The 21,120-nt window shown below is 62.6% G+C and carries 24 protein-coding genes; 13 read left to right on the top strand and 11 right to left on the bottom strand.

What is annotated here, in order from left to right:
- Positions 1–5 precede the first annotated feature (5 nt).
- Positions 6–995: an aldo/keto reductase gene (locus PDMSB3_RS28715; RefSeq protein ID WP_165188471.1), complete on the top strand. Its 990-nt coding sequence runs from the start codon at positions 6–8 to the stop codon at positions 993–995.
- A 593-nt stretch (positions 996–1,588) separates the two neighbouring features.
- Positions 1,589–3,766: a M1 family metallopeptidase gene (locus PDMSB3_RS28710; RefSeq protein WP_165188469.1), complete on the top strand. Its 2,178-nt coding sequence runs from the start codon at positions 1,589–1,591 to the stop codon at positions 3,764–3,766.
- A 108-nt stretch (positions 3,767–3,874) separates the two neighbouring features.
- Here PDMSB3_RS28710 and PDMSB3_RS28705 read toward each other — a convergent pair whose 3' ends face one another.
- Positions 3,875–4,522, bottom strand: a complete 648-nt coding sequence (locus PDMSB3_RS28705; RefSeq protein ID WP_007177419.1) for a glutathione S-transferase family protein — start codon at positions 4,520–4,522, stop codon at positions 3,875–3,877.
- Positions 4,523–4,596: 74 nt separating this feature from the next.
- Positions 4,597–5,343: an SDR family NAD(P)-dependent oxidoreductase gene (locus tag PDMSB3_RS28700; RefSeq protein WP_007177418.1), complete on the bottom strand. Its 747-nt coding sequence runs from the start codon at positions 5,341–5,343 to the stop codon at positions 4,597–4,599.
- 313 nt (positions 5,344–5,656) lie between these two features.
- Between PDMSB3_RS28700 and PDMSB3_RS28695 the strand changes: the two genes are divergently transcribed.
- Together PDMSB3_RS28695 and PDMSB3_RS28690 are read left to right on the top strand one after the other, a co-directional pair.
- On the top strand, positions 5,657–6,601 hold the full coding sequence (locus PDMSB3_RS28695) for a metallophosphoesterase family protein (protein ID WP_007177417.1): 945 nt from the start codon (positions 5,657–5,659) through the stop codon (positions 6,599–6,601).
- Between the two features lie 27 nt (positions 6,602–6,628).
- Positions 6,629–6,973, top strand: a complete 345-nt coding sequence (locus tag PDMSB3_RS28690) for a cupredoxin domain-containing protein (RefSeq protein WP_007177416.1) — start codon at positions 6,629–6,631, stop codon at positions 6,971–6,973.
- Positions 6,974–6,991: 18 nt separating this feature from the next.
- Here the strand turns inward: PDMSB3_RS28690 and PDMSB3_RS28685 are convergent, their stop codons facing one another.
- Positions 6,992–7,165, bottom strand: a complete 174-nt coding sequence (locus PDMSB3_RS28685; RefSeq protein WP_165188467.1) for a hypothetical protein — start codon at positions 7,163–7,165, stop codon at positions 6,992–6,994.
- On the opposite strand from PDMSB3_RS28685, the gene PDMSB3_RS28680 reads away from it, so the two are divergent.
- On the top strand, positions 7,164–7,835 hold the full coding sequence (locus PDMSB3_RS28680) for a LysR family transcriptional regulator (RefSeq protein WP_407670591.1): 672 nt from the start codon (positions 7,164–7,166) through the stop codon (positions 7,833–7,835). The genes PDMSB3_RS28685 and PDMSB3_RS28680 overlap by 2 nt on opposite strands.
- A complete protein-coding gene (locus PDMSB3_RS38450; protein ID WP_407670590.1) occupies positions 7,730–8,032 on the top strand; it encodes a LysR substrate-binding domain-containing protein in 303 nt (100 codons plus the stop codon). Before PDMSB3_RS28680 ends, PDMSB3_RS38450 begins: the two co-directional genes overlap by 106 nt.
- Here PDMSB3_RS38450 and PDMSB3_RS28675 read toward each other — a convergent pair.
- From PDMSB3_RS28675 to PDMSB3_RS28665, 3 genes are all read right to left on the bottom strand, one after another.
- Positions 8,029–9,018 carry a zinc-dependent alcohol dehydrogenase family protein gene (locus PDMSB3_RS28675; protein ID WP_007177414.1) on the bottom strand — a complete coding sequence of 330 codons (990 nt, stop codon included), beginning with the start codon at positions 9,016–9,018 and terminating at the stop codon, positions 8,029–8,031. The genes PDMSB3_RS38450 and PDMSB3_RS28675 overlap by 4 nt on opposite strands.
- Positions 9,019–9,086: 68 nt before the next feature.
- The gene (locus PDMSB3_RS28670) at positions 9,087–10,214 is read right to left on the bottom strand and encodes an alkene reductase (protein ID WP_007177413.1); all 1,128 of its coding nucleotides are present in this window, start codon (positions 10,212–10,214) and stop codon (positions 9,087–9,089) included.
- Between the two features lie 113 nt (positions 10,215–10,327).
- On the bottom strand, positions 10,328–10,537 hold the full coding sequence (locus PDMSB3_RS28665) for a hypothetical protein (protein WP_157187707.1): 210 nt from the start codon (positions 10,535–10,537) through the stop codon (positions 10,328–10,330).
- 337 nt (positions 10,538–10,874) lie between these two features.
- On the opposite strand from PDMSB3_RS28665, the gene PDMSB3_RS28660 reads away from it, so the two are divergent.
- A complete protein-coding gene (locus PDMSB3_RS28660; protein ID WP_165188465.1) occupies positions 10,875–11,582 on the top strand; it encodes a hypothetical protein in 708 nt (235 codons plus the stop codon).
- A gap of 40 nt (positions 11,583–11,622) precedes the next feature.
- Positions 11,623–12,687: a GGDEF domain-containing protein gene (locus PDMSB3_RS28655; RefSeq protein ID WP_165188463.1), complete on the top strand. Its 1,065-nt coding sequence runs from the start codon at positions 11,623–11,625 to the stop codon at positions 12,685–12,687.
- 53 nt (positions 12,688–12,740) lie between these two features.
- Here the strand turns inward: PDMSB3_RS28655 and PDMSB3_RS28650 are convergent, their stop codons facing one another.
- Entirely contained in the window at positions 12,741–12,908 is a 168-nt protein-coding gene (locus PDMSB3_RS28650) for a hypothetical protein (RefSeq protein ID WP_157187706.1), read from the bottom strand.
- Here PDMSB3_RS28650 and PDMSB3_RS28645 point away from each other — a divergent pair.
- A complete protein-coding gene (locus PDMSB3_RS28645; protein WP_007177410.1) occupies positions 12,907–13,788 on the top strand; it encodes a phytochelatin synthase family protein in 882 nt (293 codons plus the stop codon). The two genes, PDMSB3_RS28650 and PDMSB3_RS28645, sit on opposite strands and share 2 nt — an antisense overlap.
- Before the next feature lie 74 nt (positions 13,789–13,862).
- Here PDMSB3_RS28645 and PDMSB3_RS28640 read toward each other — a convergent pair whose 3' ends face one another.
- Both PDMSB3_RS28640 and glgA read right to left on the bottom strand, forming a co-directional pair.
- Entirely contained in the window at positions 13,863–14,252 is a 390-nt protein-coding gene (locus PDMSB3_RS28640) for a VOC family protein (RefSeq protein ID WP_007177409.1), read from the bottom strand.
- Between the two features lie 94 nt (positions 14,253–14,346).
- Positions 14,347–15,933 (bottom strand): glycogen synthase GlgA, encoded by a 1,587-nt coding sequence (gene glgA / locus PDMSB3_RS28635; RefSeq protein WP_165188461.1) that lies wholly within the window; start codon positions 15,931–15,933, stop codon positions 14,347–14,349.
- A gap of 264 nt (positions 15,934–16,197) precedes the next feature.
- Between glgA and PDMSB3_RS28630 the strand changes: the two genes are divergently transcribed.
- Entirely contained in the window at positions 16,198–16,380 is a 183-nt protein-coding gene (locus PDMSB3_RS28630) for a PAAR domain-containing protein (RefSeq protein ID WP_084747671.1), read from the top strand.
- A gap of 213 nt (positions 16,381–16,593) precedes the next feature.
- Here the strand turns inward: PDMSB3_RS28630 and PDMSB3_RS28625 are convergent, their stop codons facing one another.
- Positions 16,594–18,066, bottom strand: coding sequence for a sodium:solute symporter family protein (locus PDMSB3_RS28625; RefSeq protein WP_165188459.1), 1,473 nt, complete (start codon positions 18,064–18,066; stop codon positions 16,594–16,596).
- Positions 18,063–18,278 (bottom strand): DUF3311 domain-containing protein, encoded by a 216-nt coding sequence (locus PDMSB3_RS28620; protein WP_007177406.1) that lies wholly within the window; start codon positions 18,276–18,278, stop codon positions 18,063–18,065. The genes PDMSB3_RS28625 and PDMSB3_RS28620 overlap by 4 nt, the downstream gene beginning before the upstream one ends.
- Before the next feature lie 373 nt (positions 18,279–18,651).
- Between PDMSB3_RS28620 and PDMSB3_RS28615 the strand changes: the two genes are divergently transcribed.
- From PDMSB3_RS28615 to PDMSB3_RS28605, 3 genes are all read left to right on the top strand, one after another.
- Entirely contained in the window at positions 18,652–19,329 is a 678-nt protein-coding gene (locus PDMSB3_RS28615) for a MarC family protein (protein WP_035517217.1), read from the top strand.
- 70 nt (positions 19,330–19,399) lie between these two features.
- Entirely contained in the window at positions 19,400–20,233 is an 834-nt protein-coding gene (locus PDMSB3_RS28610; protein ID WP_007177404.1) for a class II glutamine amidotransferase, read from the top strand.
- A 15-nt stretch (positions 20,234–20,248) separates the two neighbouring features.
- Entirely contained in the window at positions 20,249–21,109 is an 861-nt protein-coding gene (locus tag PDMSB3_RS28605) for an MBL fold metallo-hydrolase (RefSeq protein WP_007177403.1), read from the top strand.
- Positions 21,110–21,120: the final 11 nt, after the last annotated feature.

The raw sequence follows: 21,120 nt of genomic DNA, 5'->3' as shown, positions 1-21,120 counted from the left end.
ACGTCATGGCATTTTCGTCGAAAAACGCTGTAAAGCTTTCCGGCCGACGCCGCTTTCTTCGCACAACAGGCGGCACCGCCATCGGCCTGTCGGCCTCGCTCGCCTTTCCGCGGCTGGCACCGTCTCAAACGCCGGGTCTATCACAAACCGAATCCGCCACGCCGCTGCCGCGCATGGCGCAACGCGTGATTCCCGCTACCGGCGAGCGGCTGCCTGTGGTCGGCTGCGGTACGTGGCGCACCTTCGACGTCGGCGACGATCCCGCCGCGCGCGCGCAACTCGCCGAAGTTCTGCGCATCCTGTTCGAAGCCGGCGGTTCGGTTATCGATTCGTCGCCGATGTACGGGTCGTCGGAAGCGGTCGCCGGTGCGTTGCTCACGCAACTCGACGCGCACAGGAAAGCCTTCGTCGCCACCAAAGTCTGGACCGAAGGACGCGAGGCGGGCATCGCGCAGATGGAAGAATCGCTGCGCCGCTTTCAGCAACCGCGCATCGACCTGATGCAGGTGCATAATCTGCTCGACTGGCGCACGCAACTCACCACACTGCGCGACTGGAAAGCACGCGGCCGGATTCGCTATATCGGCATTACGCACTACACGTCGAGTGCATTCGACGACGTCGCGGCTGTCATGCGCAGCGCAAAGCCCGACTTCGTGCAGATCAACTACGCAGCCGACGACCGCGCGGCCGAGGCGCGCATCTTGCCGCTCGCGGCGGAATTGGGTATTGGCGTCGTGATCAATCAGCCCTTCGGCGGCGGCGGGCTGCTTGCGCGCGTCGGTAAAACGCCGCTGCCTGCGTGGGCTGCGGAAATCGGCTGCGCGAGTTGGGCGCAGATTCTTCTGAAGTTCGTGCTCGCGCAACCGGCGGTGACGGTGGTGATTCCCGGCACGGGGCGTCCGCAGTACATGGCGGACAATGTCCGGGCCGGCTCCGGCCCATTACCCGACAAGGCGATGTGCGCACGAATCGTCGCGGCGGTGAACGGCTAGCTGATCGCTTGCGTATTTACTCGCACCAAATCCTTTGAACTCTCCAGATAGTTAAAATTAAAACCTCGTTCGAGGTTATTCGCTTGCGCGACGCGCCATAACATAATCCAATGCAAAGAAAAATAAGCTTTCCCGTAGTGGTGAGAGATATTGAGGATTGACTCGATCCGATTACCGGCGCCATTCGAATCGCATACATATGGCCCAATAAAAGAAAGTTTGTGAAAGGAAGTTGACACGGGAACGTTTGCCAAACTAGGCTACGCACTGTCGTCAAAAACTGATCGCGGTTTTCTTCACCTGCCCGGAGACGCAAGTAAGCCGCCGCTTTGCCGGTCAGTCAGGCGATCGCATCAAAGCCGGGAAAAAACGGCCAAGGCCAACGGCCAAGGCCGTTTGATGAAAGCATTGTAATAAAAGTGTATCGCATTTCTAAAATCAGCCCCAAGTGCTGAGGCGCCAACACGTCCATATATTCTCGCTAGCAATTCGGTGCTAGTGCGGGAGACCTTTTTCTCTAAAAAACAGAGAAAACCAGCTGAAGCACTCATCGCACTTTCTTTAATGCCGATATTGTCAGTCGAGGATTAATTATGCGTATAAATTTCCGATTGCAGATGCAGTGCCTCGCGCTAGCCGGAATCGCGGTTCTGGCGGGATGCGGCGGCAGCGACGGCTCGTCTTCCCTCACGAGCAAATCCGGGCAGGCGCCCGCAGCCGCGCCGGCTGCTTCCGAGGTGGCGTTGGCCCCGCCCTCTGCGCCAGTGGTTGCGGATACGTCGATCAACAAGACAGTGCCGCCGGTCGAATTGCCCGACACGGTCACCCCGATCAACTACAAGCTGTGGTTCCGGCCAAACCCCGCGCTGTCCTCGTTCGACGGCCGCGCCGACGTGCAGATCAAGGTGCAGAAGGCGGTCAACGCGATCACGATCGCCGGACACCGCATCAAGTTCACCAACGGCACGATCACGCTTCAGCCGGGCAACATTGCGTTGATCGTGACGCCTCAGGACGACGGCGATTTCTATCAACTGCGCCCGGTGAGCGGGCAGATCGCCGCAGGCAACTACTCGCTGCACATGGAGTGGAGCGGCATCATCAACTTCAAGACCTATGACGATCCGGTCGCGAAGACCGGCGGCAGTTGCGGCGACGATCCCTATCCGGGTTGCTCGGCGGCGGAAGGCGTGTTCCGCGTCGATCTGAAATCGACCGACGGCACGACGAGCGGCGCGATTCTCACGCAAGGCGAATCGAACCTCGCGCGCCAATGGTTCCCCGGTTGGGACGAGCCGGCTTTCCGGCCCACCTACGAGGTGAGCGCGGAGGTGCCGCAGAACTGGAACGTCGTCTCGAACGCGGCGGAGAAACCCGCGGTGAACGTGGATGCGGGCTACAAGCTGGTGTCGTTCGAAAAGACGCCGCCCATGCCTTCGTATCTGCTGTTCTTCGGCGGCGGCCAGTTCGACATTCTCGAAGACGACTTCTCGAGCCCGCTGCCCGACGGCAAGGGTTTGCATCTGCGCATCTTCACGCCGCCCGGCATGCGTGACTGGGCCAAACCGGCCATGCAGCAGACCAAGCAGGCGCTCGATTACTACTATCGCTATACCGGCATTCCGTTGCCGCTCACCAAGTTCGACACGATTGCGGCGAACGACGCGTTCAAGGAACAGAAAGACCTGAACTTCGGCGGCATGGAGAACTGGGGCGCGATTCTCGAATTCGCCGACGACATTTTGCCGCCGCCCGGCACGACCATGTCGGACTACGGCGTGACGGTGCTCACGCACGAAGCCGCGCACCAATGGTTCGGCGACCTCGTCACGCTCGACTGGTGGGACGACGTTTGGCTGAACGAATCGTTCGCGACGTTCTTCGAGAACAAGACCAAGGTGCGTTTCTTCCCGGACCGTTTCAGCTGGGTCGACGACGTGAAGAACAAATACGCCGTGATCAATGCGGATCTGAAGTCCACTGCGTTTCCGGTGCAGCCGAACTTCAACGGCTGGGCGTCGAACGACTTCGTGTTGAGTGCGAGCGCCTTCACATACGACAAGGGCGGTCACGTGCTGAAGATGCTGGAGAACTATCTCGGCGAAGAAGTCATGCGCAAGGGCCTGCAGTCGTATCTCGCCGACTATGCGCTCGGCAACGGTACGCCGAAACGCCTGTGGGACGAACTGGCCAAGGCGAGCGGCCAGCCGATGGTAGCGATAGGCGACAGCTTCGTGCGGCAAACGGGCGTACCGCTGATTTCGCTCGATACGCAATGCGATCTGACCACCAATCAGACCGTGGTCTCGCTGAAACAGTCGCCGTTTCCGAACCAGAATCAGTACCCGGGCACGCAGTGGACCATTCCGCTGACACTCGCGTACGGTGACGGACTGACTTCGCGCAAAACAGTCGCGCTGAAGGACACGCAAACCCAGGTGCGTCTGAACGGTTGTTCCGCGGTGCTCGCCGACCCGAGCGGTCTCGACTACTACGTGACCAACTACAGCAACACCGCGTGGAGCCAGTTGCTCGCGCAGGGCAATGCGCTGAAAGATCCGGTGTTGCTGACCGGTCTGCAACTCGAGGCGAAGCTGCTGGTGAACAATGGTCTGGCGGACCCGTCGCGTGCTACCAGTATCGGTTCGCTGAGTCCGGCGGCCGTACCGCTCGCGCGTCAGTTGCTGATGACGGCGCCGGCGACGCAATCGCTGCGTCCGACCATCCGCTATCAAGGCAAGTTCCGGCTCAAACAGCAGGCTCCGCAGTAGGGTCTGCAACAGGCTCAACAGGCGGTGTTATCGAGGAGCGCAGCGGCCCGCAATGTGATGCAGCGGTGCGGGCCGCTGTCGCAATGCGACTTCGCATGTCACTGCGAATCAAGCCGCCGCACTCGGCCGCGACGATACCGTGTCGTACCAGCGCTTGAGCGACTCCAACCCGGCCGGCACCTGCAGGTCGATTGCTTTCGCGGCGAAATCGATCGTGACCAGCGCGGTAATGTCCGCGACCGAAAAGCGTTCACCCGCCACAAACGCGGACTCTTTCAGCCGATCGTCGAGATCGGCCAGAAAATTGGCGGCGCGTTGCCGGCTGCGTTCGGCAAGTGCGGGAATCTGTTCGTAGTCGTGCGGCCCGGCAATCGCGCGGCCCTTCAAACCCGGCGCGATGTTGCGGATCGCTTCCATCACCGAGGCAAAGCCTTCCTGTTCCGCGCGCCGTTCCCACATCGTGATCAGCGCCTTGTCTCTCGGTGTGGTGCCGAATAGCGGTGCGTCGGGATGAATCTCTTCCACGTAGCGCTGGATTGCCGGCACTTCACTGATCGACGTGCCGTCTTCGAGCACCAGCGTCGGCACGACGCGCCGTGGATTGATCGCGCGATAGGCGTCGCCGTGTTGCTCGCCTTTGCCGAGATCGACCGCGACGATCGTTACCTGAACTCCCTTTTCGGCGAGAAAGATGCGCACGCGCCGTGAGTTCGGCGACGAAGCGGAGTGGTACAGCTTCAATGTTTCGGTAGTCATGTCCATGTTCCTTTGAATGATGCTGAAGAACGCGCGCTATGCGGCGGCGCCGGGCACTGCAAAGCGATACGCACTCAGCCTGCAGTCTTGCCGCCGTCGACAGTCACGATCTGCCCCGTGACGAACGACGCGGCATCCGACGCCAGGAACACGATGGCGCGCGCCACGTCGTCCGGTTTGCCGATACGGCCGAGCGGCACCTTCGCGGCGAGCGCGGCCTTGTTCTCCGGCGTGCCGGTGAAGCGGTCGAGCATGCCGGTGTCGGTCGGCCCCGGCGCAACGGCGTTGACCCGCACGCCGGTGGACGCCACTTCGAGCGCGGCCGACCTGGTCATGCCTTCCACTGCGTGCTTGCTGCCTGCGTACACGGAAGCGAAGGCCGCGCCTTCATGACCGTAAGTGGACGAAACGTTGACGACGCTGCCGCTCTTTTGTGCCGACATCACGCGCAGTTCGTGCTTCATGCTGAGCAGCGTGCCGAGCACGTTGGTGTCGAACGTCGCGCTGTAGCTCTCGACGGTCTGGCTGGTGATCGCGCCGGGTTGGCCTTCGGTGCCGGCGTTGTTCACGGCGGCGTCGATGCGGCCGAAGCGGGCAACCGTCTGATCGACGAGGCTCGCGACTTCTTCATCGCGGCGCACGTCGGCCTGGATGAAGTGGGCGTCCGCGCCGAGTTCGCGCAGTTCTGTTTCGAGCGCCTTGCCTTCGGCTTCACGACGGCCCGAGACCACGAGGCGAGCGCCGGTTTCAGCAAAAGCGACGGCGGTGGCGCGACCGATGCCGGTGAGTGCGCCGGTGATCAGAATGACGGGATGGCTCATTTTCAACTCCTGGAAGGTATGTATTTGCGGTATGGGACGAAGCGGATCGGGTGCGGAGGAATTCGTTGTGTTCCGCTTCAGTTCATTGCCTTGAGTGCAATTTAGTGGCTTACCGGGCAGATTTAAAAGACTTTATAAGCTGGACCGCATGCTTATCAGGCATGGGTGACGGGTGGGAGTGGAAGAATTCGCAAGGCCGATCGAGCGACTCTGGAATAAAACCGGTCACTCACCGGTCATGCCTGACGAACCGATTCGCGAGGGCCGCCGGATGATCCACGGTCCGCCTGCGACTCTTTATCGTGAGGTCAACATGTCGTCACATCATCCGTTCGACGCGTCGCGTCGCGGCGCACTGAAGTGTCTTGCATTCGGTGGTTTGGGCACCGTGTTCGTTCTGTCGGGCGGCATTCTCACGCCGGTGGAACTGGCGCTTGCCGCCGACCAGAAATCGTCCGCGGCAACGGCGGGCGTGCCGCTTTTCCTGCAGATCAGCGACTCGCACATCGGCTTTAACAAGGAAGCGAACCCGGACGTGGCCGGCACGCTGAAGCAGACCATCGAGTACGTCAATGCGATGCCGGTCAAGCCCGCGCTGACCATCCACACCGGCGACATCACGCACCTTTCCAAACCCGCGGAGTTCGATCTCGCGGCGCAGTTGATGTCCGGCCTGAAGATAACCGAGCTGCACACTGTGCCCGGCGAGCACGACGTGACGGACGGCCCCGGAACGGAATACTTCAGCCGCTTCGGCAAGGCTTCGGACAACAAGGGCTATTACAGCTTCGATCATCAGGGCGTGCATTTCGTCGGCCTTGTCAACGTGATGCACTTCAAGCCGAACGGTCTGGGCGGTCTCGGCGATGAACAGCTCGAATGGCTCGAAAACGATCTGAAAGGGCGCTCGTCCAGCACGCCGATCGTGGTGTTCGCGCATATGCCGATGTGGACGATCTACGAGCCTTGGGGCTGGGGCACCGGCGATGCCGGCCAGGCCATGAGTTATCTGAAACGCTTCGGCTCGGTGACCGTGCTGAACGGCCACATTCATCAGATCGTGTCGAAAGTGGAGGGCAACATTACCTTCCACACGGCGCGCTCGACGGCTTATCCGCAACCGACCGCCGGCAACGGCACCGGCCCCGGACCGTTGACGGTGGCCGGCGATCAACTGCCGAAAATGCTCGGTGTCACCAGCGTCAGGATCGCGCGGCATCCGCTCAAGGCGACGCTGGACGACACGACACTGGTTTGACAGTTTTTTTAACGCAGGAGATCAGTTATGCAAACTAAAAAGATTCGTCGCGTCTTTCTCGTGACGGCCGCAGGTTCGGCGTTGATTGCGGCAATGTCCGGGATTTCCGTGGCGCGGGCTGAAGCACCGAACGCGGTCGTGATCAAGAACTTCATGTTTTCGCCAATGGAACTCACGGTCAAAGCCGGCTCGACCGTGACCTGGAAAAATCTCGACGGCGAACCTCATACCGTCGTCAACGACGCGGGGATGTTTCGCTCCGCCGCGCTCGATCAGAACGATACGTATCAGTTCAAGTTCGACAGGCCGGGCGTCTACAAGGTGTTTTGCGGCATCCATCCGAATATGAAGGAGACCATTACCGTGCAGTAGACGCTGTGCAACGCGCATCTACGGACTGCGGCCGGGGCGCTCACGCAGCGCATGCAGCTTCGCTGCGTGCCTTGCCTGTAGCGCCTTCAGCGCGCGCAGCAGCGATTCGACGTCGAGCCGTTTGCGGTAGTCCACGTCGACGTGGGCCAGGGCAACGCTGCCGTCGCGATCGAGCAGAAACGTGGCGGGCATGGGAAGCGTCGGTCAGCCGGCGGTGTCGAAGGCCATCGCGCAACTCGAGGAGTGGTTGGGCGTGAAGCTGCTGCTTCGCACTACACGCACCCTCACGCCGACGGAAGCCGGCAACAGCTTCTATCAGCGCGCCAAACGCGCCGTCGAGGAAACCGACGAAGCCGTGCTCGCCGCGCGCGGCACCGCGGTGGGCCTTTCGGGCAAGCTGCGGGTGTCGGCCGCGGTGTGTTTTGCGCGGCTGCATATCGTGCCGCGTTTACCGGTTTTTCTCGATGAACATCCCAACCTCGAACTGGAGCTCGTTCTCGACGACAGGAACATCGACCTCGTCGAAGAAGGTATCGACGTGGCCTTGCGGATGGGCGTGCTCGCGGACTCCAACATGACCGCGCGCCGGATCGCCGAGGCTCGGCGCCGCGTGATCGCCACGCCGGCGTACTTCAGCCGTTACGGCATTCCCAAGGCGCCCGCGGATCTTCTCGCGCACAAGTGCCTGATTTACACACGTGACGGCGGCGGCGAAGACTGGAAGTTCCGCAAGAAACCGCCGAGGTCTCGGTCAGGATGCAAGGGCGGCTCAAGATCACGGCGACCGAAGGTCTGCGCGCAGCCGTTTTCGCCGATATGGGCGTCGCGGTCGCATCCGAATGGGCCTTTACGCCGGAGCTGAAGTCGGGCACGGTGGTGTCGGTGATGGACGACTGGCTGCTGCCGACCATCAGCCTGGCGGCCGTCTATCCGACCGGACGCCTCGCAAGCACCAAGGCGAGACAGTTCACCGCGTTCGTGGAAAACTGTCTCGCCGACGAAGCCGCTCCCGCTTCACGCACTACCGCGTCAACGCTCGAATCCGCAAAGCCCGCCTAGACCGTCACGACGATCTTGCCGAACTGGCCGTTGGTCTCCAGATAACGGTGAGCCTCCACCATATCGTCGAACGTGAAGGTGCGGTCGATCACCGGCTTGAGCGCGCCGCTCTCCAAACCCTTGAGCACGTAATCCACGGCAGCTTTCCGGCGCGCGGCATCGCCGCTTGTCAGCCAGATGTTGTGCGCCTTCACGGTCAACACCTTGGCGATCATCTCCAGTACCGGCAGTGGCGTGGCCTCTTCGCTCAGCGCGCCGTAGATATACGCAATGCCCTGAAACGAGATTGCCGCAAGCAGCTTCGTGAAGGTCGGGCCGCCGACCGGATCGAACGCCACGCGCGCGCCTTTGCCGTCCGTGATGCGCATGACTTCGGCTACCAGATCGGTTTCTGCAGTGGCGATCACATACGCGGCGCCGGCATCCAGCAGTTGCTGGCGTTTCGCCGACGTGCGCGTGAGCGCAATCGAAGTCGCGCCCGCATAGTTGGCGATCTGGATGGCCGCGAGCCCCACGCTGCTCGACGCGGCGGGCACGAGGACGAAATCGCCCCTGGTCACCTTTGCGTCTTCGATCAGCGCGCCATAGGCCGTGACGAACATCATCCACACCGACGCGGCCTCGGCGAACGAGAGCGACTCGGGATGCTTCACGACGGCGTAGTCCGGCGCAAGAATGACTTCCCCATACGTGAAGTACTGATTCATCGAGAACGACGGCATGACATTGACCTTGTCGCCGGGCGCAATGCCCGTGACCTCGGCGCCGACCGCATCGACGACGCCGGCGGCTTCGTAGCCCAATCCCGCAGGAAAGCTGACGGGCTCGATATAGGCGTCGTTGCGCCACATCGATTCGGCGCGATTCAGGCCGATCGCCTCGACCTTGATGCGAACTTCATGCGGGCCCGGCGCGGCCACCGGCGTCTCGATGAATTCGAGCACTTCGGGGCCACCGGCCTTTGCAAACTTGATGGTGCGTGACATGACAGTCTCCGGGTTCGGTAAGGGTGCAGTGAGCAGAACTGCCGCAGGCGAGGTGAGGGCGCCTCGGCTCATGCGGTTTCGCCGGTTTCTTCAGCGGTTTCTACAGTAGGCGAATATGCGGGGAAATCCGAGTAATGCTTTTCGTCGCCGCCCCAGAACGCCGCGCGCACATACGGCGTAAGCGGCAGCTTGTGCAGGAGCCGGTAGGGCAGGTCCGGATTCGACGAGAAGTGGCGGCCAAAGGCGACCAGGTCCGCGTCGCCCGATGCGACGATCGCTTCCGCGCTGTCGCCGTCGAATCCGCCGGCGGCGATGATCGGGCCGGAGAAATGTGGGCGCAGGTACTTCACGGCGACTGGCGGGTGGTCGTCGTGCAGCGTGTCGTCGCCCTTGATGCGTGGTTCGATCACGTGCAGATACGCAATGCCGTATCCGTCGAGCACGCTCGCGACGTGGCTGAAGGTGGCTTCGGGATTGCTGTCCGAGATGCCGCCCCATTCGCCGGATGGCGAGATGCGCACGCCGACCCGCTCCGCGCCCCACACGGAAATCAGCGCCTCGACCGTTTCGCGCAGAAAGCGCACGCGATTTTCGATCGGGCCGCCGTAGGCGTCGGTGCGCCGGTTGGTGCCGTCCTGGATGAACTGGTCCACGAGGTAGCCGTTCGCACCGTGCAGTTCGACGCCGTCGAAGCCCGCGTCGTGCGCACGCTGGGCCGCCACGCGAAACTCTTCGACGACGCCCGGAATTTCCTCGATACCGAGCGCCCGATGCGGCGAGGCCGGCACGAAGCCGTCTTTGGTGAGTGCCACGCCTTCGAACGGCACGACCGAAGGCGCGACCGGCGCGACACCGCCGGTCATTTCGACGTGGCTTTGACGGCCGCCGTGAATCAGTTGCATGAAGACGCGGCCGCCGCTGGCGTGAACCGCATTGGCAATCGCCTTCCAGCCTTCCACCTGGCCGTCGTGGTAGAAGCTCGCGGCGCCCAGATACGAGCGGGCCGGAACTGAAATGCTGACGCCTTCGACGATTTCCAGGCCGCCTTGCGAGGCGCGCTGGCCATAGAAGTCGGCCATCATCGGGCTGGGAATGTCGCCGGGCTGGATGGTGCGCAGACGGGTCATCGGGGCGAGCACGACGCGATGCGTGAGGGTGTAGGCGCCGACTTTCTTCGGGGTGAACAAGTGAGCCATGATCTTTCCTTTACCGGGTAGTGAGTTCGGAGACGCTCAGCCAGATGCCGATTCGTTGATGGGCAATTTATCCATTCCGGTATGCGCCGGGAAGGCGCGCCACGGCATATGAATCATTCCAGGCTGGGATCAATGACTGCGCGGTGCTCGTTGGAGAGGAAGAGAGAGGCAGGTGATGGCGTGCGCAGCACGCGTTGATGAAAGTAGCTGCGTGCCGACGAAATCGAGCTTCCGGGCGCCAGTGTGAATATGTCGAAGCGACCGGCGATACGGCTGCCGGCGAGCGGGAATGTCCCTTGCGTTTCCTCTTGCGTTTCAAGCACGAGTCGTAAAGCACGGGCAAGCCACCGCGCTTGAGCGTGGTTGTCGCATCACACCCAGCCGTGTGCTCAATGCGCCGTTGCGCGCGGCCTGTACGGCTTGCACGCGCGCCTCGCGATGCTTCCCGGCGCGGCGCGTGACGACCAGCGTCGTAAAACTTTTACCTGTTATTTTGACGCAACCCTGCCTCGCCAAGACGCCGTTTAAAGCGCAGCATTGCCGTATTGTTCTCATGCAATGAGGGGGCTAACTTCGTCGAGCGGCTTTGTATCGATCTGCCAAATCGTGTGAATAAAGTTCGCCGACGCACTAGACGTAAGGATTCCGGAGCGTATTGCGATGTTTAATGATCCCGACTTGCGAAACTCTCTGGCCGCTGGCTCTGATGCCCGCGCCCGGATGGACGGTTTGTCACTTTCCGCCGCCGCGCCGCCGAGGTTCGGACGCCTGGCCATGTGCGTGGCGGTGGCCAGCGCGCTCGCCATTGGCGTGCTCGGTACGGTGGCGTACGGTGTCTGGTTCAATCAAGATCAACAGGTATACGCCGAAGCGATGGCGGGTGCGCGCAAAGCGCTTGGCAACGGCGCGCCGGTGAACACGGCCCTGATCGCGAAGCCCGCGGGCGTGACGTCATCGACGTCATCGACCTCAGTGGCGACAACCGGCTCAACGGTGACGGCGTCGCCAACCGGCACCGATCCGGAGGCGGGCGGTCAGTGGGCCTCCTGGTCCGGTGAAGTCGCCCGACATTCGGGCTCCCGGCTGCCGGCAGCTTTCGTGGCCGAGGCCGCGCCGGCCGCCGCATCCGCACCTTCCGCGACTTCCTCCGCTCGCCGTTCGGCCGGCCTGGGCAATCCGCCGGCACAGCAACCGGTCTCGACGCGACCGGCCAAAGATAGTCGCGCCACGCCGCAAGAGCGCCGTGCGACCCCCAACAACGCGAGACACAAAGACAATCCGTTCACTCGTCTGGGGCTCTTTTTCCGTCGTGTGAATTATCGGCAGCATGGCAACGCGAATCGGCAAGACATCTATTCCCATCCCTGAGCCACGCCGTGCTGGGCGCGTCGATCCGGCGGATGCCTCCATGATCCGGTTCAGGAGAATGCCCGCCGTGCTGGCCGGCGCCTCTCTGGTCTGCCTGCTGGTCGGCCTTCTTTATCTCGCCTTGCAGATCAGAGCGATCTTCTCCGATCAGTTGAAGCAGGAATACGCGGGGCTCGTGCTCGAAGCGGCAGGACGTGCGGACCGTGCGCGCGCGATGGTCGACGCAGGGCGGCAAAGCTCGGGCGACCGTGAAGCGCAGGTGCGGAGTTACCGGCAAGCACGCGCGGAACTCGCCGGTCGCCTCGGGTCGCTCGCGGCATTGGTGAATGCCAGTCCGGCCGCTGCGCCGCACGTGCCCGCTTCGGCGCTGATGCCCGATGCCAGTCTGAGCGGCACCGACGCGCTGCTCGCCACGGTCTCGGCGTATTGGCGAGCGCAGCGCGATGCCGACGGCGCGGACGTACGCCTGCGGATTGCCCACGTCGCCAACGTATTGATCGCGCTGGCCGCGTTGCTGTTCTGTTTGCTGTTTACCGCGCTCGGCATGTACGCCAAACGCAATCGCCAGCTCGCTGGCGAGTCGCACGAATTCGAGTACGCCGCGTTGCACGATCCGATGACCGGTCTGCCGAACCGGCGCAAGCTGTTCGCGTCGCTTGACGAAGCCGCCGCGAAGTTGCAAGCCGGATCGGCGCACCGGAAGATCGCCGTACTGTATGTGGACCTGGATGGCTTCAAACAGGTCAACGACTCGCTCGGCCATCAAGCCGGCGATGAATTCCTGATCGCGGTATCGCGGCGCTTTCGCGAGTCGGTGCGCAAAGCGGATGTGGTCGCCCGCATTGGCGGCGACGAGTTCGCGGTGCTGATCCAGGAATTTTCCGCGGCTGACGAACTGGCCGAGATTGCTCGACGGCTCATTGCGTGTGTGGTTGCGACCGACAGGCAGATGGGGCTCGGACTGGTTCGAGCAAGCATTGGCATTGCCAGCTTTCCCGATCTCGTCGACGATTACCAGCGCCTCGTCGCCGCGGCGGACGACGCGATGTACCGCGTCAAGCGCGGCGGCAAGAACGGTTACGGGTTCGCGGCTCGAGCCAACTGAGCGTACGTTCGGCGTGTTTGCCCATCTTTCGTCGTGTGCATCGCTTCAGCCATTCAATTCCACTCCTGGGTCCGCCCGTTCATTGACGACCGTGCGATGGCCGCCGTCGCGCACGCCGGGTTTTGTTTCGTGTTACAAAATCGAAGCTCGCTGGCGCGTGCTGATTTCTGCATCGGCACGAGCGCGGTCAGTGTGAGTTCATCCCCGGCGGAAAGATCCATGTCCAGATATTCGTTGATGCGCGCCGTGCGGCGCCTGAGCCAACCCGAGTGGGTCGTCGCGGTTCTGATGGCGGCGCTGGCCGCGTGCGCACCGGTGCCGCGGGTTGCGAGTCAGCCCGGCGTACAAGCGGCCGTGGATCAGCCCGCGCTTGTTCGGCCCGCCGCTCAGACCGCGGTTCAGACCGCAACCCAGGCCGGCGCGCGCGCTGCCGCGCGCCCGGCCGACGGACCGCTTCCAGTTCCCACGAACCTCGTCGCGCTGGCACAGCCGGCCGGTCAGAAACGGTTGACGGGCTCCGCAGCCAACCAGTCGTACTGGCCGCTCTCGCAGTACTTCGAAACCCAGCGTAACGAAGCCTATTGCTCCGTCGCAACGTCGGTCATGGCGCTCAACGCATTGGGCATCCGCCGGCCCGAGTCGACGCAATACCCCGATTTCCCGTTCTTTTCGCAGGAAGATTTCTTTCGCGGGATCGATCCGCAGGTGGCCAACGCCGCGCAGGTATCGAGAGAGGGCATGACGCTCGACCAGCTCGGCACCGCCCTCAATGCATTTCCGGTCGGGGTAAGGAAGTATCACGCCGCGGACCTGTCGCTCGGCCAGTTCCGCGATCTCGTGCGTACCACCACGGGCCACAACGACCGCTTCGTGCTGTTGAATTTCAGACGGATGGAGATTGGCGAGACGGGCGGCGGACATTGGTCGCCGCTCGCCGCTTACGACTCGGCAAGCGACAGCGCATTGCTGCTCGACGTGGCGCGCTACAAGTATCCCGCTGTCTGGGTGCCGGTCGCGCAGTTGTACGCGGCGGCGCTGGCGGTGGACAGCGTGAGCGGACTTTCACGGGGGATTGTGATTGTGGGCAAGCAGATGAATTAGGAGCGTGGTGGCGAGGTGTCGGGACACCGCAAGGAAGTCCGCTGTGACGAGCTTGCCGCCGACCACACGCGCCGTTATCCCCAGGCCGTATTCTGCAAAACGATCCGATACCCATCGGGATCTTCGAACGTTTTACCTTGACGATCCCAGTACGGATTCTCTGATTCGCAGGCCGTCACGCCGAGCGCTTCGAGCCGTTCGACGGCCGCGCTCCATGCGTCGCGTTCGGGTAGATAGAGCACGAGAAGATGCTCGGTGGTCGGTGCCCGTTCCACTGTGACACCGTGTTGACGTGTGAACTCGATGTGCCAGGGACAGCCTCGCCGTCCGACAACGACCCCATCGAAGCCCTGGTGATTCTCGAAGCTCGCAAGGACGTCGAAGCCGAGCCCACGTGTATAGAAATCGGTGACTTTATGCAGGTTGTTAGTAGGGCGGGCGACCCGGAGAACGGGCGAATGCATGGGCGGCTCCATGAAACATGGGTGTATGCCGCGTAGCATAACGTGTCAGACGCGCCTCGAAGCCGTCGATCTCAGCCGGAGCGCCTCAACGCCATCACGCGCTGCGCGCCATCTCCCCGAGCCCCGTATTGAACTCATCCCTGCGGCTACCCGCAGCGGCGGCACGCGCCCGCACGGAAGTCTTGCGGACCCGCGTATCGGGCTGTGCCGGACGCGCATCCACCAGATCCGCGTACAGCGCGAGATAGTTCGAAGTCGATGCTCCCCAGCCGAAGTCGCGGCTCATCGCATTACGCTGCAACACATGCCACGACGACGGCTCCACGAACGCGTCCAGCGCGCGGCCAAGTGCATGCATCACGTCATCCGGGCTTTCGCCGTCGAACAGAAAGCCGGTCGCCTTTCTGTCGCCGCGCGGGTCGTGCGGCAGATAATCGACGATCGTATCGGCCAGCCCGCCCACGCGCGAGGCCACCGGAATCGTGCCATAGCGCATCGCGTAGAGCTGCGTGAGTCCGCAGGGTTCGAAGCGGCTGCCGTGCAGCAGAATGTCCGCGCCCGCATGCAGCATGTGCGCCCGCCGCTCGTCATAACCGATCTGCACGCCGACGCGTCCCGGCCAGGCGCCCGCGATGTCCTGTAGTGCCTGTTCGATGCCTTGCTCGCCCTGACCGAGAATCGCGAACTGCAGCCGCGGATGCCGTTCGAGCAATGCCGGCAGCGTATGCACGACGACATCGGCAAGTTTCTGTTCGGTAAGACGGCTGCCGATGGCGACGAGCGGTGCGAACGGATCGCGCGTCAGACCGAAGGCCTGCTGCAATTCGCGCTTGCAGGCCTGCTTGCCCGCCGTATCGTCGACGGAATAGGGGCGCGCGATATGTTTGTCGGTAGCCGGATTCCATACCGCCGTGTCGATGCCGTTGACGATGCCCGAGAGCTTGCCGGCCTGCGCCTGCAACACGCCTTCCATGCCGTGCCCGAAACGCGGCGTCAGGATTTCGCGTGCATAACGCCGGCTCACGGTCGTGACGCGATCCGCATGGACGATGCCGGCTTTCATCATGCTGAGCGAACCATAGAACTCGATGCTGCGTTCGTCGGAAAGCGCGGGCGCCAGCAATTCGGGCGGCACGCCGATCCAGCCGCCCATGGCGAGCGGATGGTTGCCCTGGAACGCCAGGTTGTGAATCGTGAAGACGCTTTTAGCGGCAACGCCCGCAAGCCGCAGATACAGCGACGTGAGTCCTGCATGCCAATCGTGCGCGTGCACGATGTCGGGGCGCTTCACGTTGCGCACGCCGCGCGCCACCCGCGCGGCCGCTGCCGCGAGCGATGCGAAACGCGTGAGATTGTCCAGATAGTCGCGTCCTTGCGGATCGCGGTAGAGGCCCTCGCGCGCGAACAGGTGATCCATCTGCAGAAGCAGCACTGTCACACCGGTATCGGGCATGTGGCCGCGCAGCAGCCGCGCGTCGCCGCCGGGCAGGCCGGTCATGCGCGCGACGGGCGCGACGTCGACGGCGCGTTCGAGCGCGGCCGGATACGCGGGCATCAGGATCGAGACAGCGGCGCCGGCATCGCGCAGAGCGGCGGCGTATGCGCTGACCATGTCGCCGAGGCCGCCGGATTTGGCGAGTGGCAGGGCTTCGGAAGCGACGAGAAGAACGTTGAGCGGCAAAGCGGCCCCCAAGGACGGGATTTGTGCACTCGCACAGTGCGGTGAGATGCGTAGACGCGTCTGTTCAGCAAGGGGTGTGCCTGATGTTTGAATTTCGGTTTGGCTCAGACAGAGGGTTTGTGTTGCAGTGCGGGCGGACGATTTTGTGGCGTGCACGGCCTATTTATTTGTATTGACAGCTCGTTGTCTGAAAAGCGGTTTTTCATTCGTGTGTAGATTTGACATTCAGGCGCAGAGATAGGATGCGTTTCCTGGCACTAGCCGATCGTTGCACATCTTGTTAACGGCCGCCTCGGTGCCCGCGTCGGCGACATGATCAGTTGCGGCGCAACTATCGTGAGCGGCTCATCGGCGAGGTCTGGCGACAAGGAGGTTGCCCGTCAGAGTGACGCTACCAGCCGCGGTGGCACGTTGGTCAACGGTGACTACCGCTGGCAGCCAGATTAGTCCATGCCGAATGCGCGACGGCACCTCACGGCACCTATATCCCGATGTGCTTTTCTAACTTTCCACGGCGCAGCAGCAAAGCAACGATGCAAAAAACACAACGGCACAGGTTGCCGGCCTGTGCCGTCCTTGAATGTCTGAAGCGTTCGCTATCCAGCCGATCGGCTTCTGAACGCTGGATCGCCCATCAACACCTTCCAGCCCGCTCGCAACTCAATGCACCGGCGCATGCGTCTGCTCGACCGGCCGCGGCTGCGTCACCGCGCTCACCGCCGCGAAGACGATGATATTCACCGCCAGCGCCAGGAACCCGATATTGACGTCCTTCAACGCGTCGGGCAGGAACGGCATCAACTGACCGATGCTCAGATGCATGGTCGTCGTCACGGCCACTACCGCCACGCCCGCTACAATCCCGCAAAACGCGCCTTGTTTGGTCGCGCGGTTATGCGGACGCAGGCTGCAGATCACCGCGGGAAAGAGCTGGGTCACAAAGCTGTAACCCATCAGCAGCAACGCGACAATGGTTTCGCCGCCTTGCAGCGTGAAGCCGACGGCCACCAGCGCCACGACCGGCACGAGCACACGCGCGAGCGTCGCCACCGTGGCGTCCGAAGCGTTGCGGCTCACCATGCCGCGATACACGTCGTTGGCGAGCAGCGTGGAAGCGGACGTGAGGATCATCGAGCCCGGCACCAGCGCGGTCAGAATCCCGGCCGCGCCGATCACGCCGACGAACCACGGGTCGAAGGTCTGCAACGAGAGGCGGAACAGCGACAGGTCGATGTCGCCGCCCTTCAGACCCGGCACCTTCAACGTCGCGGCAAAGCCCACGAAGAACACGAACAGCAGGATCAACTGATACAGCGGCAGCACCATCGCGTTACGGCGGAAAATGCGTTCGTCCTTCGCGGTGAAAATCGAACCGAACGTATGCGGCCACATGAAAAAGCCGAGCGCCGTCAGAAGCACCGTCGACTGGAACCAGGTCACGCTCGAACCCTTGGCCGGGAAGGTCAGGAAGCCGGGGCGGGCGGCGTCGATTGCGCGGAACATGTCGCTGAAGCCGCCGTAGTAGTGCAGCGGCAAATAGATGCCGAGGAACAGCACGATCGCCAGAATCAGCAGATCCTTCACCACCGAATTCCACGCCGAACCGCGCACGCCGGAGACGATCACATAAGCCGTCACCACACACGCGCCGATCCACACGGCCGCCGTCGACGAAATCGCGCCGTACGAGGCCGTTGCCACGATAATGCCGAGTCCCTTCAATTGCAGCACGAGGTACGGAATCAGCGCGGCCACGCCGACCAGTGCGACGAGCGTACCCAGCGCGGGGCTTTCGTATTTGCGCGTGAAGAAGTGCGGCTGCGAGACGAGCCGGTGTTTCTTCGCGTAACGCCAGATGGGCGGCAGCATCCAGTACGAGAGAATGTAGGCAAGCGTGCCGTACGCGAGAATGTAGTAGACCGGCGCACCCTTGCCGTAAGCAAAGCCGCTGCCGCCGAGGAACGTGAAGGTCGTATAGATTTCGCCGGCCATCAGCAGAAATACGAAGGCGGTGCCGAAGCTGCGGCCGCCCACGGTCCATTGTTCGAGACTCATGTCGTGGCCGCGCCTCGCGCGCACGCCCAGGTAAAGCGCAAATAGCGTAATCGCCGCAATGATGATGAGTGCGCTCATGAACTGGCCTCCTCGCCGTCCACGGCAAGCTGACGGTTGGACGGGTCGATCCGGTAGATGATCGCCATGATGATCGAACTGAGCACCACCCACATGACGATCCAGGCAAGCACGAACGGCATGCCGAGTATCAGCGGCTCGACACGATTCACAAACGGGACGCCGAGCAGAATGCCGATGAACGGCAGCGCGGCAAGGACACGAAGCAACATGGGGGCAACTCCTCGAACCGGTAAGTACGTCTCGTTGAAAGTGCGGCTTCGCTGGGGACTGTATGCCTGATGCTTTGGCCGCGTAAAGCAGGTCAAAAAAGTGTAGGCTTTCTGAAAGTTGCGGGCGCATCTTTATGGGGCCGGTTGCTGCGCTGCAAGGCGGCGCGCACAGCGTGGCGCGCTGCGGTACGCCCGGCGGCCTCCAGGCTTTTTTACGGTTGCGGATGGCGCGCCGCGATATCATCTCGCCACGCAACGAGAGCATCACCTGAATCACATGAATCGCCGGAGAGAGTCCGGTCTCATCAACATGGCGCGGCGTGCCGGGTGCGCAGACGAACTACCCGAGCCGCTGCTCGACACGGAAACGCATATGGTCGAAAGTCTGATCCCGGACATTCTGTTTGGCTTCACCGGGCTGATCAGCATCATCAATCCAATCGGCATTGCTTTCGTTTTTCTCGACCGGACGGCTTCGCTGAGCAAGGAAGAACGCACGCAGCTGGCTCGCAAAATCGCCATCAACGTGTTGTGCGTGCTGCTGGTGGCGTTCTTCATCGGTACGCCGATCCTGCATTTCTTCGGCATCTCCATGCAGGCGCTGCGCATCGGCGGTGGTCTCGCCGTGGCTGTGGGTGGCTGGCAGATGCTCAACGCGCCGGATACGCAACCGGGCGAGCAGCCGGCGGTCAAGCGGGTGGACGCGGACAATGCAATGTCGAAGGCATTTTTTCCTTTCACCATTCCGTTGACCACCGGGCCGGGGTCGATCGCCACGGCCATCGCACTGACCGCGAACCGCACGCATAAGCTCTCCGAGTTCGTGATTTCGAGCATCGCGTCGGTCGTGATCTCGGTGGCGGTGGCCGTCACGGTCTATCTGGTCTACAGCCGCGCGGTGATTTTCGCCAGGTATCTCGGCGTGGAAGGAACCAAGGTCGCCATGCGTGTATCTTCCTTTCTGCTGCTGTGCATCGGCGTGCAGATCATGCTGACCGGCTTCTCCGAATTCCTGATCCCGATTGCGACCATGCAACCGGTGGTCAAATAGACGCGTACCCGGCGGCCCACCGCACCATCCGGCGCCGGGGGCGCTCACGCACCCGACAGGAGAACACCTCATGTGCCGTTGGCTCGCATATACGGGCAACCCGCTCCAGCTCGAGACGGTGCTGTTCAACGCCAAACATTCCCTGATCGACCAGAGCCTGCATTCGCGGCTCGGCTACACCACGACCAACGGCGACGGCTTCGGCATCGGCTGGTATGGCGAACCGACCGATATTCCGTTTCGCTACCGCTGCATCCAGCCGGCGTGGAGCGACCGCAATCTGCGCGAAGCCGCGCGGGCGATTCGCGCGCCGCTGTTCGTCGCGCATGTTCGTTCGGCGACGGATACGCCCTCGCAGGAAACCAACTGTCATCCGTTTCGCCACGGCCGCTGGCTCTTCGCGCATAACGGCCTGATCCGCAACTATCCGGCCGTGCGCCGCGATCTGATGGTGATGATCGACCCCGATCTGTTTCCGTCCATCGAAGGTTCGACGGATTCCGAGGTGATGTTTTTTCTCGCGCTGACCTTCGGCCTGGAACTGGCGCCGGTCACCGCGCTCGAGCGGATGGTGGCATTCGTCGAGGAAACCGGCCGCAAGCACGGCGTGGATGAACCGCTGAACATGACGGTATGCGTCACCGACGGCGAGCAGATCGTAGCGGTGCGCTATTCGAGCGAAGGGCAGTCGCGCTCGCTGTTTCACAGCACCTCGTTCCATCATCTGCACGAGTTGTATCCGGACGATCCGCGCATCGCGGCGGCTGGCGAGAATGCGTTTCTGGTGTTGTCCGAGCCGCTTGCGGACCTGCCGGGCTGGTGGGAAGAGATTCCCGAGAGCACGGTGGTGGTGGCGCGCGGCGGCCAGATCGAACAGTATCCGTTCAGGCCGCAATCGGCGTAAGCGGGGGAGCCGACCATGACGCCTCAAATCGAAGCGTTTTACGATGACACCACCGGCACGTTCACGTACGTGGTCTATGCGGCCGAAGGTTCGCTGTGCGCGGTGATCGATCCGGTGCTGGACTATGATCCGAAGTCGGGCTGCACGTCGACGCAGTCGGCGCAGCGCGTCATCGCGTTCGTCAACGCGCATGGACTACGTGTGCAATGGGTGCTGGAAACGCATGCGCACGCCGATCACGTGTCGGCCGCGCAGTATCTGAAGGACACCCTGGGCGGCAGGATTGCGATCGGCGAGAGCATCCGCATCGTGCAGAGCACATTCAGGCGCATCTTCAATCTCGGCGCGGACATGCACACCGACGGTCGCCAGTTCGATCATCTGTTCGCGCCCGGCGAGACTTTCAGCATTGGCGAGTTGAGCGGCGAGGCGTTGCATGTGCCCGGCCATACACCGGCGGACATGGCGTACCGGATCGGCGACGCGGTGTTCGTCGGCGACACGCTGTTCATGCCGGACGTCGGCTCGGCACGCTGCGACTTTCCCGGCGGCGACGCGCATACCTTGTACGACTCCGTGCACACACTGCTCGCGCTGCCGCCCGACACGCGGCTGTGCATGTGTCACGACTATCCGCCGCCATCGCGCGGGCCGCAATGGCAAACCACGGTGGCCGAACAGCGGCGCGGCAATATTCATTTGCACGACGGCGTGAGCGCGGCGGAGTTCGTGGCGATGCGCACCGCGCGCGATCGCACGCTCGGCATGCCGACATTGATTCTGCCGGCCATTCAGATCAACATCCGCGCGGGCAGGTTTCCGGAGCCGGAAGACAACGGCGTGCGTTACCTGAAGATTCCGCTGAATGCATTTTGAGCGGCGTGAGC

Source organism: Paraburkholderia dioscoreae (assembly GCF_902459535.1).
Taxonomy (GTDB): Bacteria; Pseudomonadota; Gammaproteobacteria; order Burkholderiales; family Burkholderiaceae; genus Paraburkholderia; species Paraburkholderia dioscoreae.
This window is presented reverse-complemented; position numbering and strand designations above follow the sequence as displayed.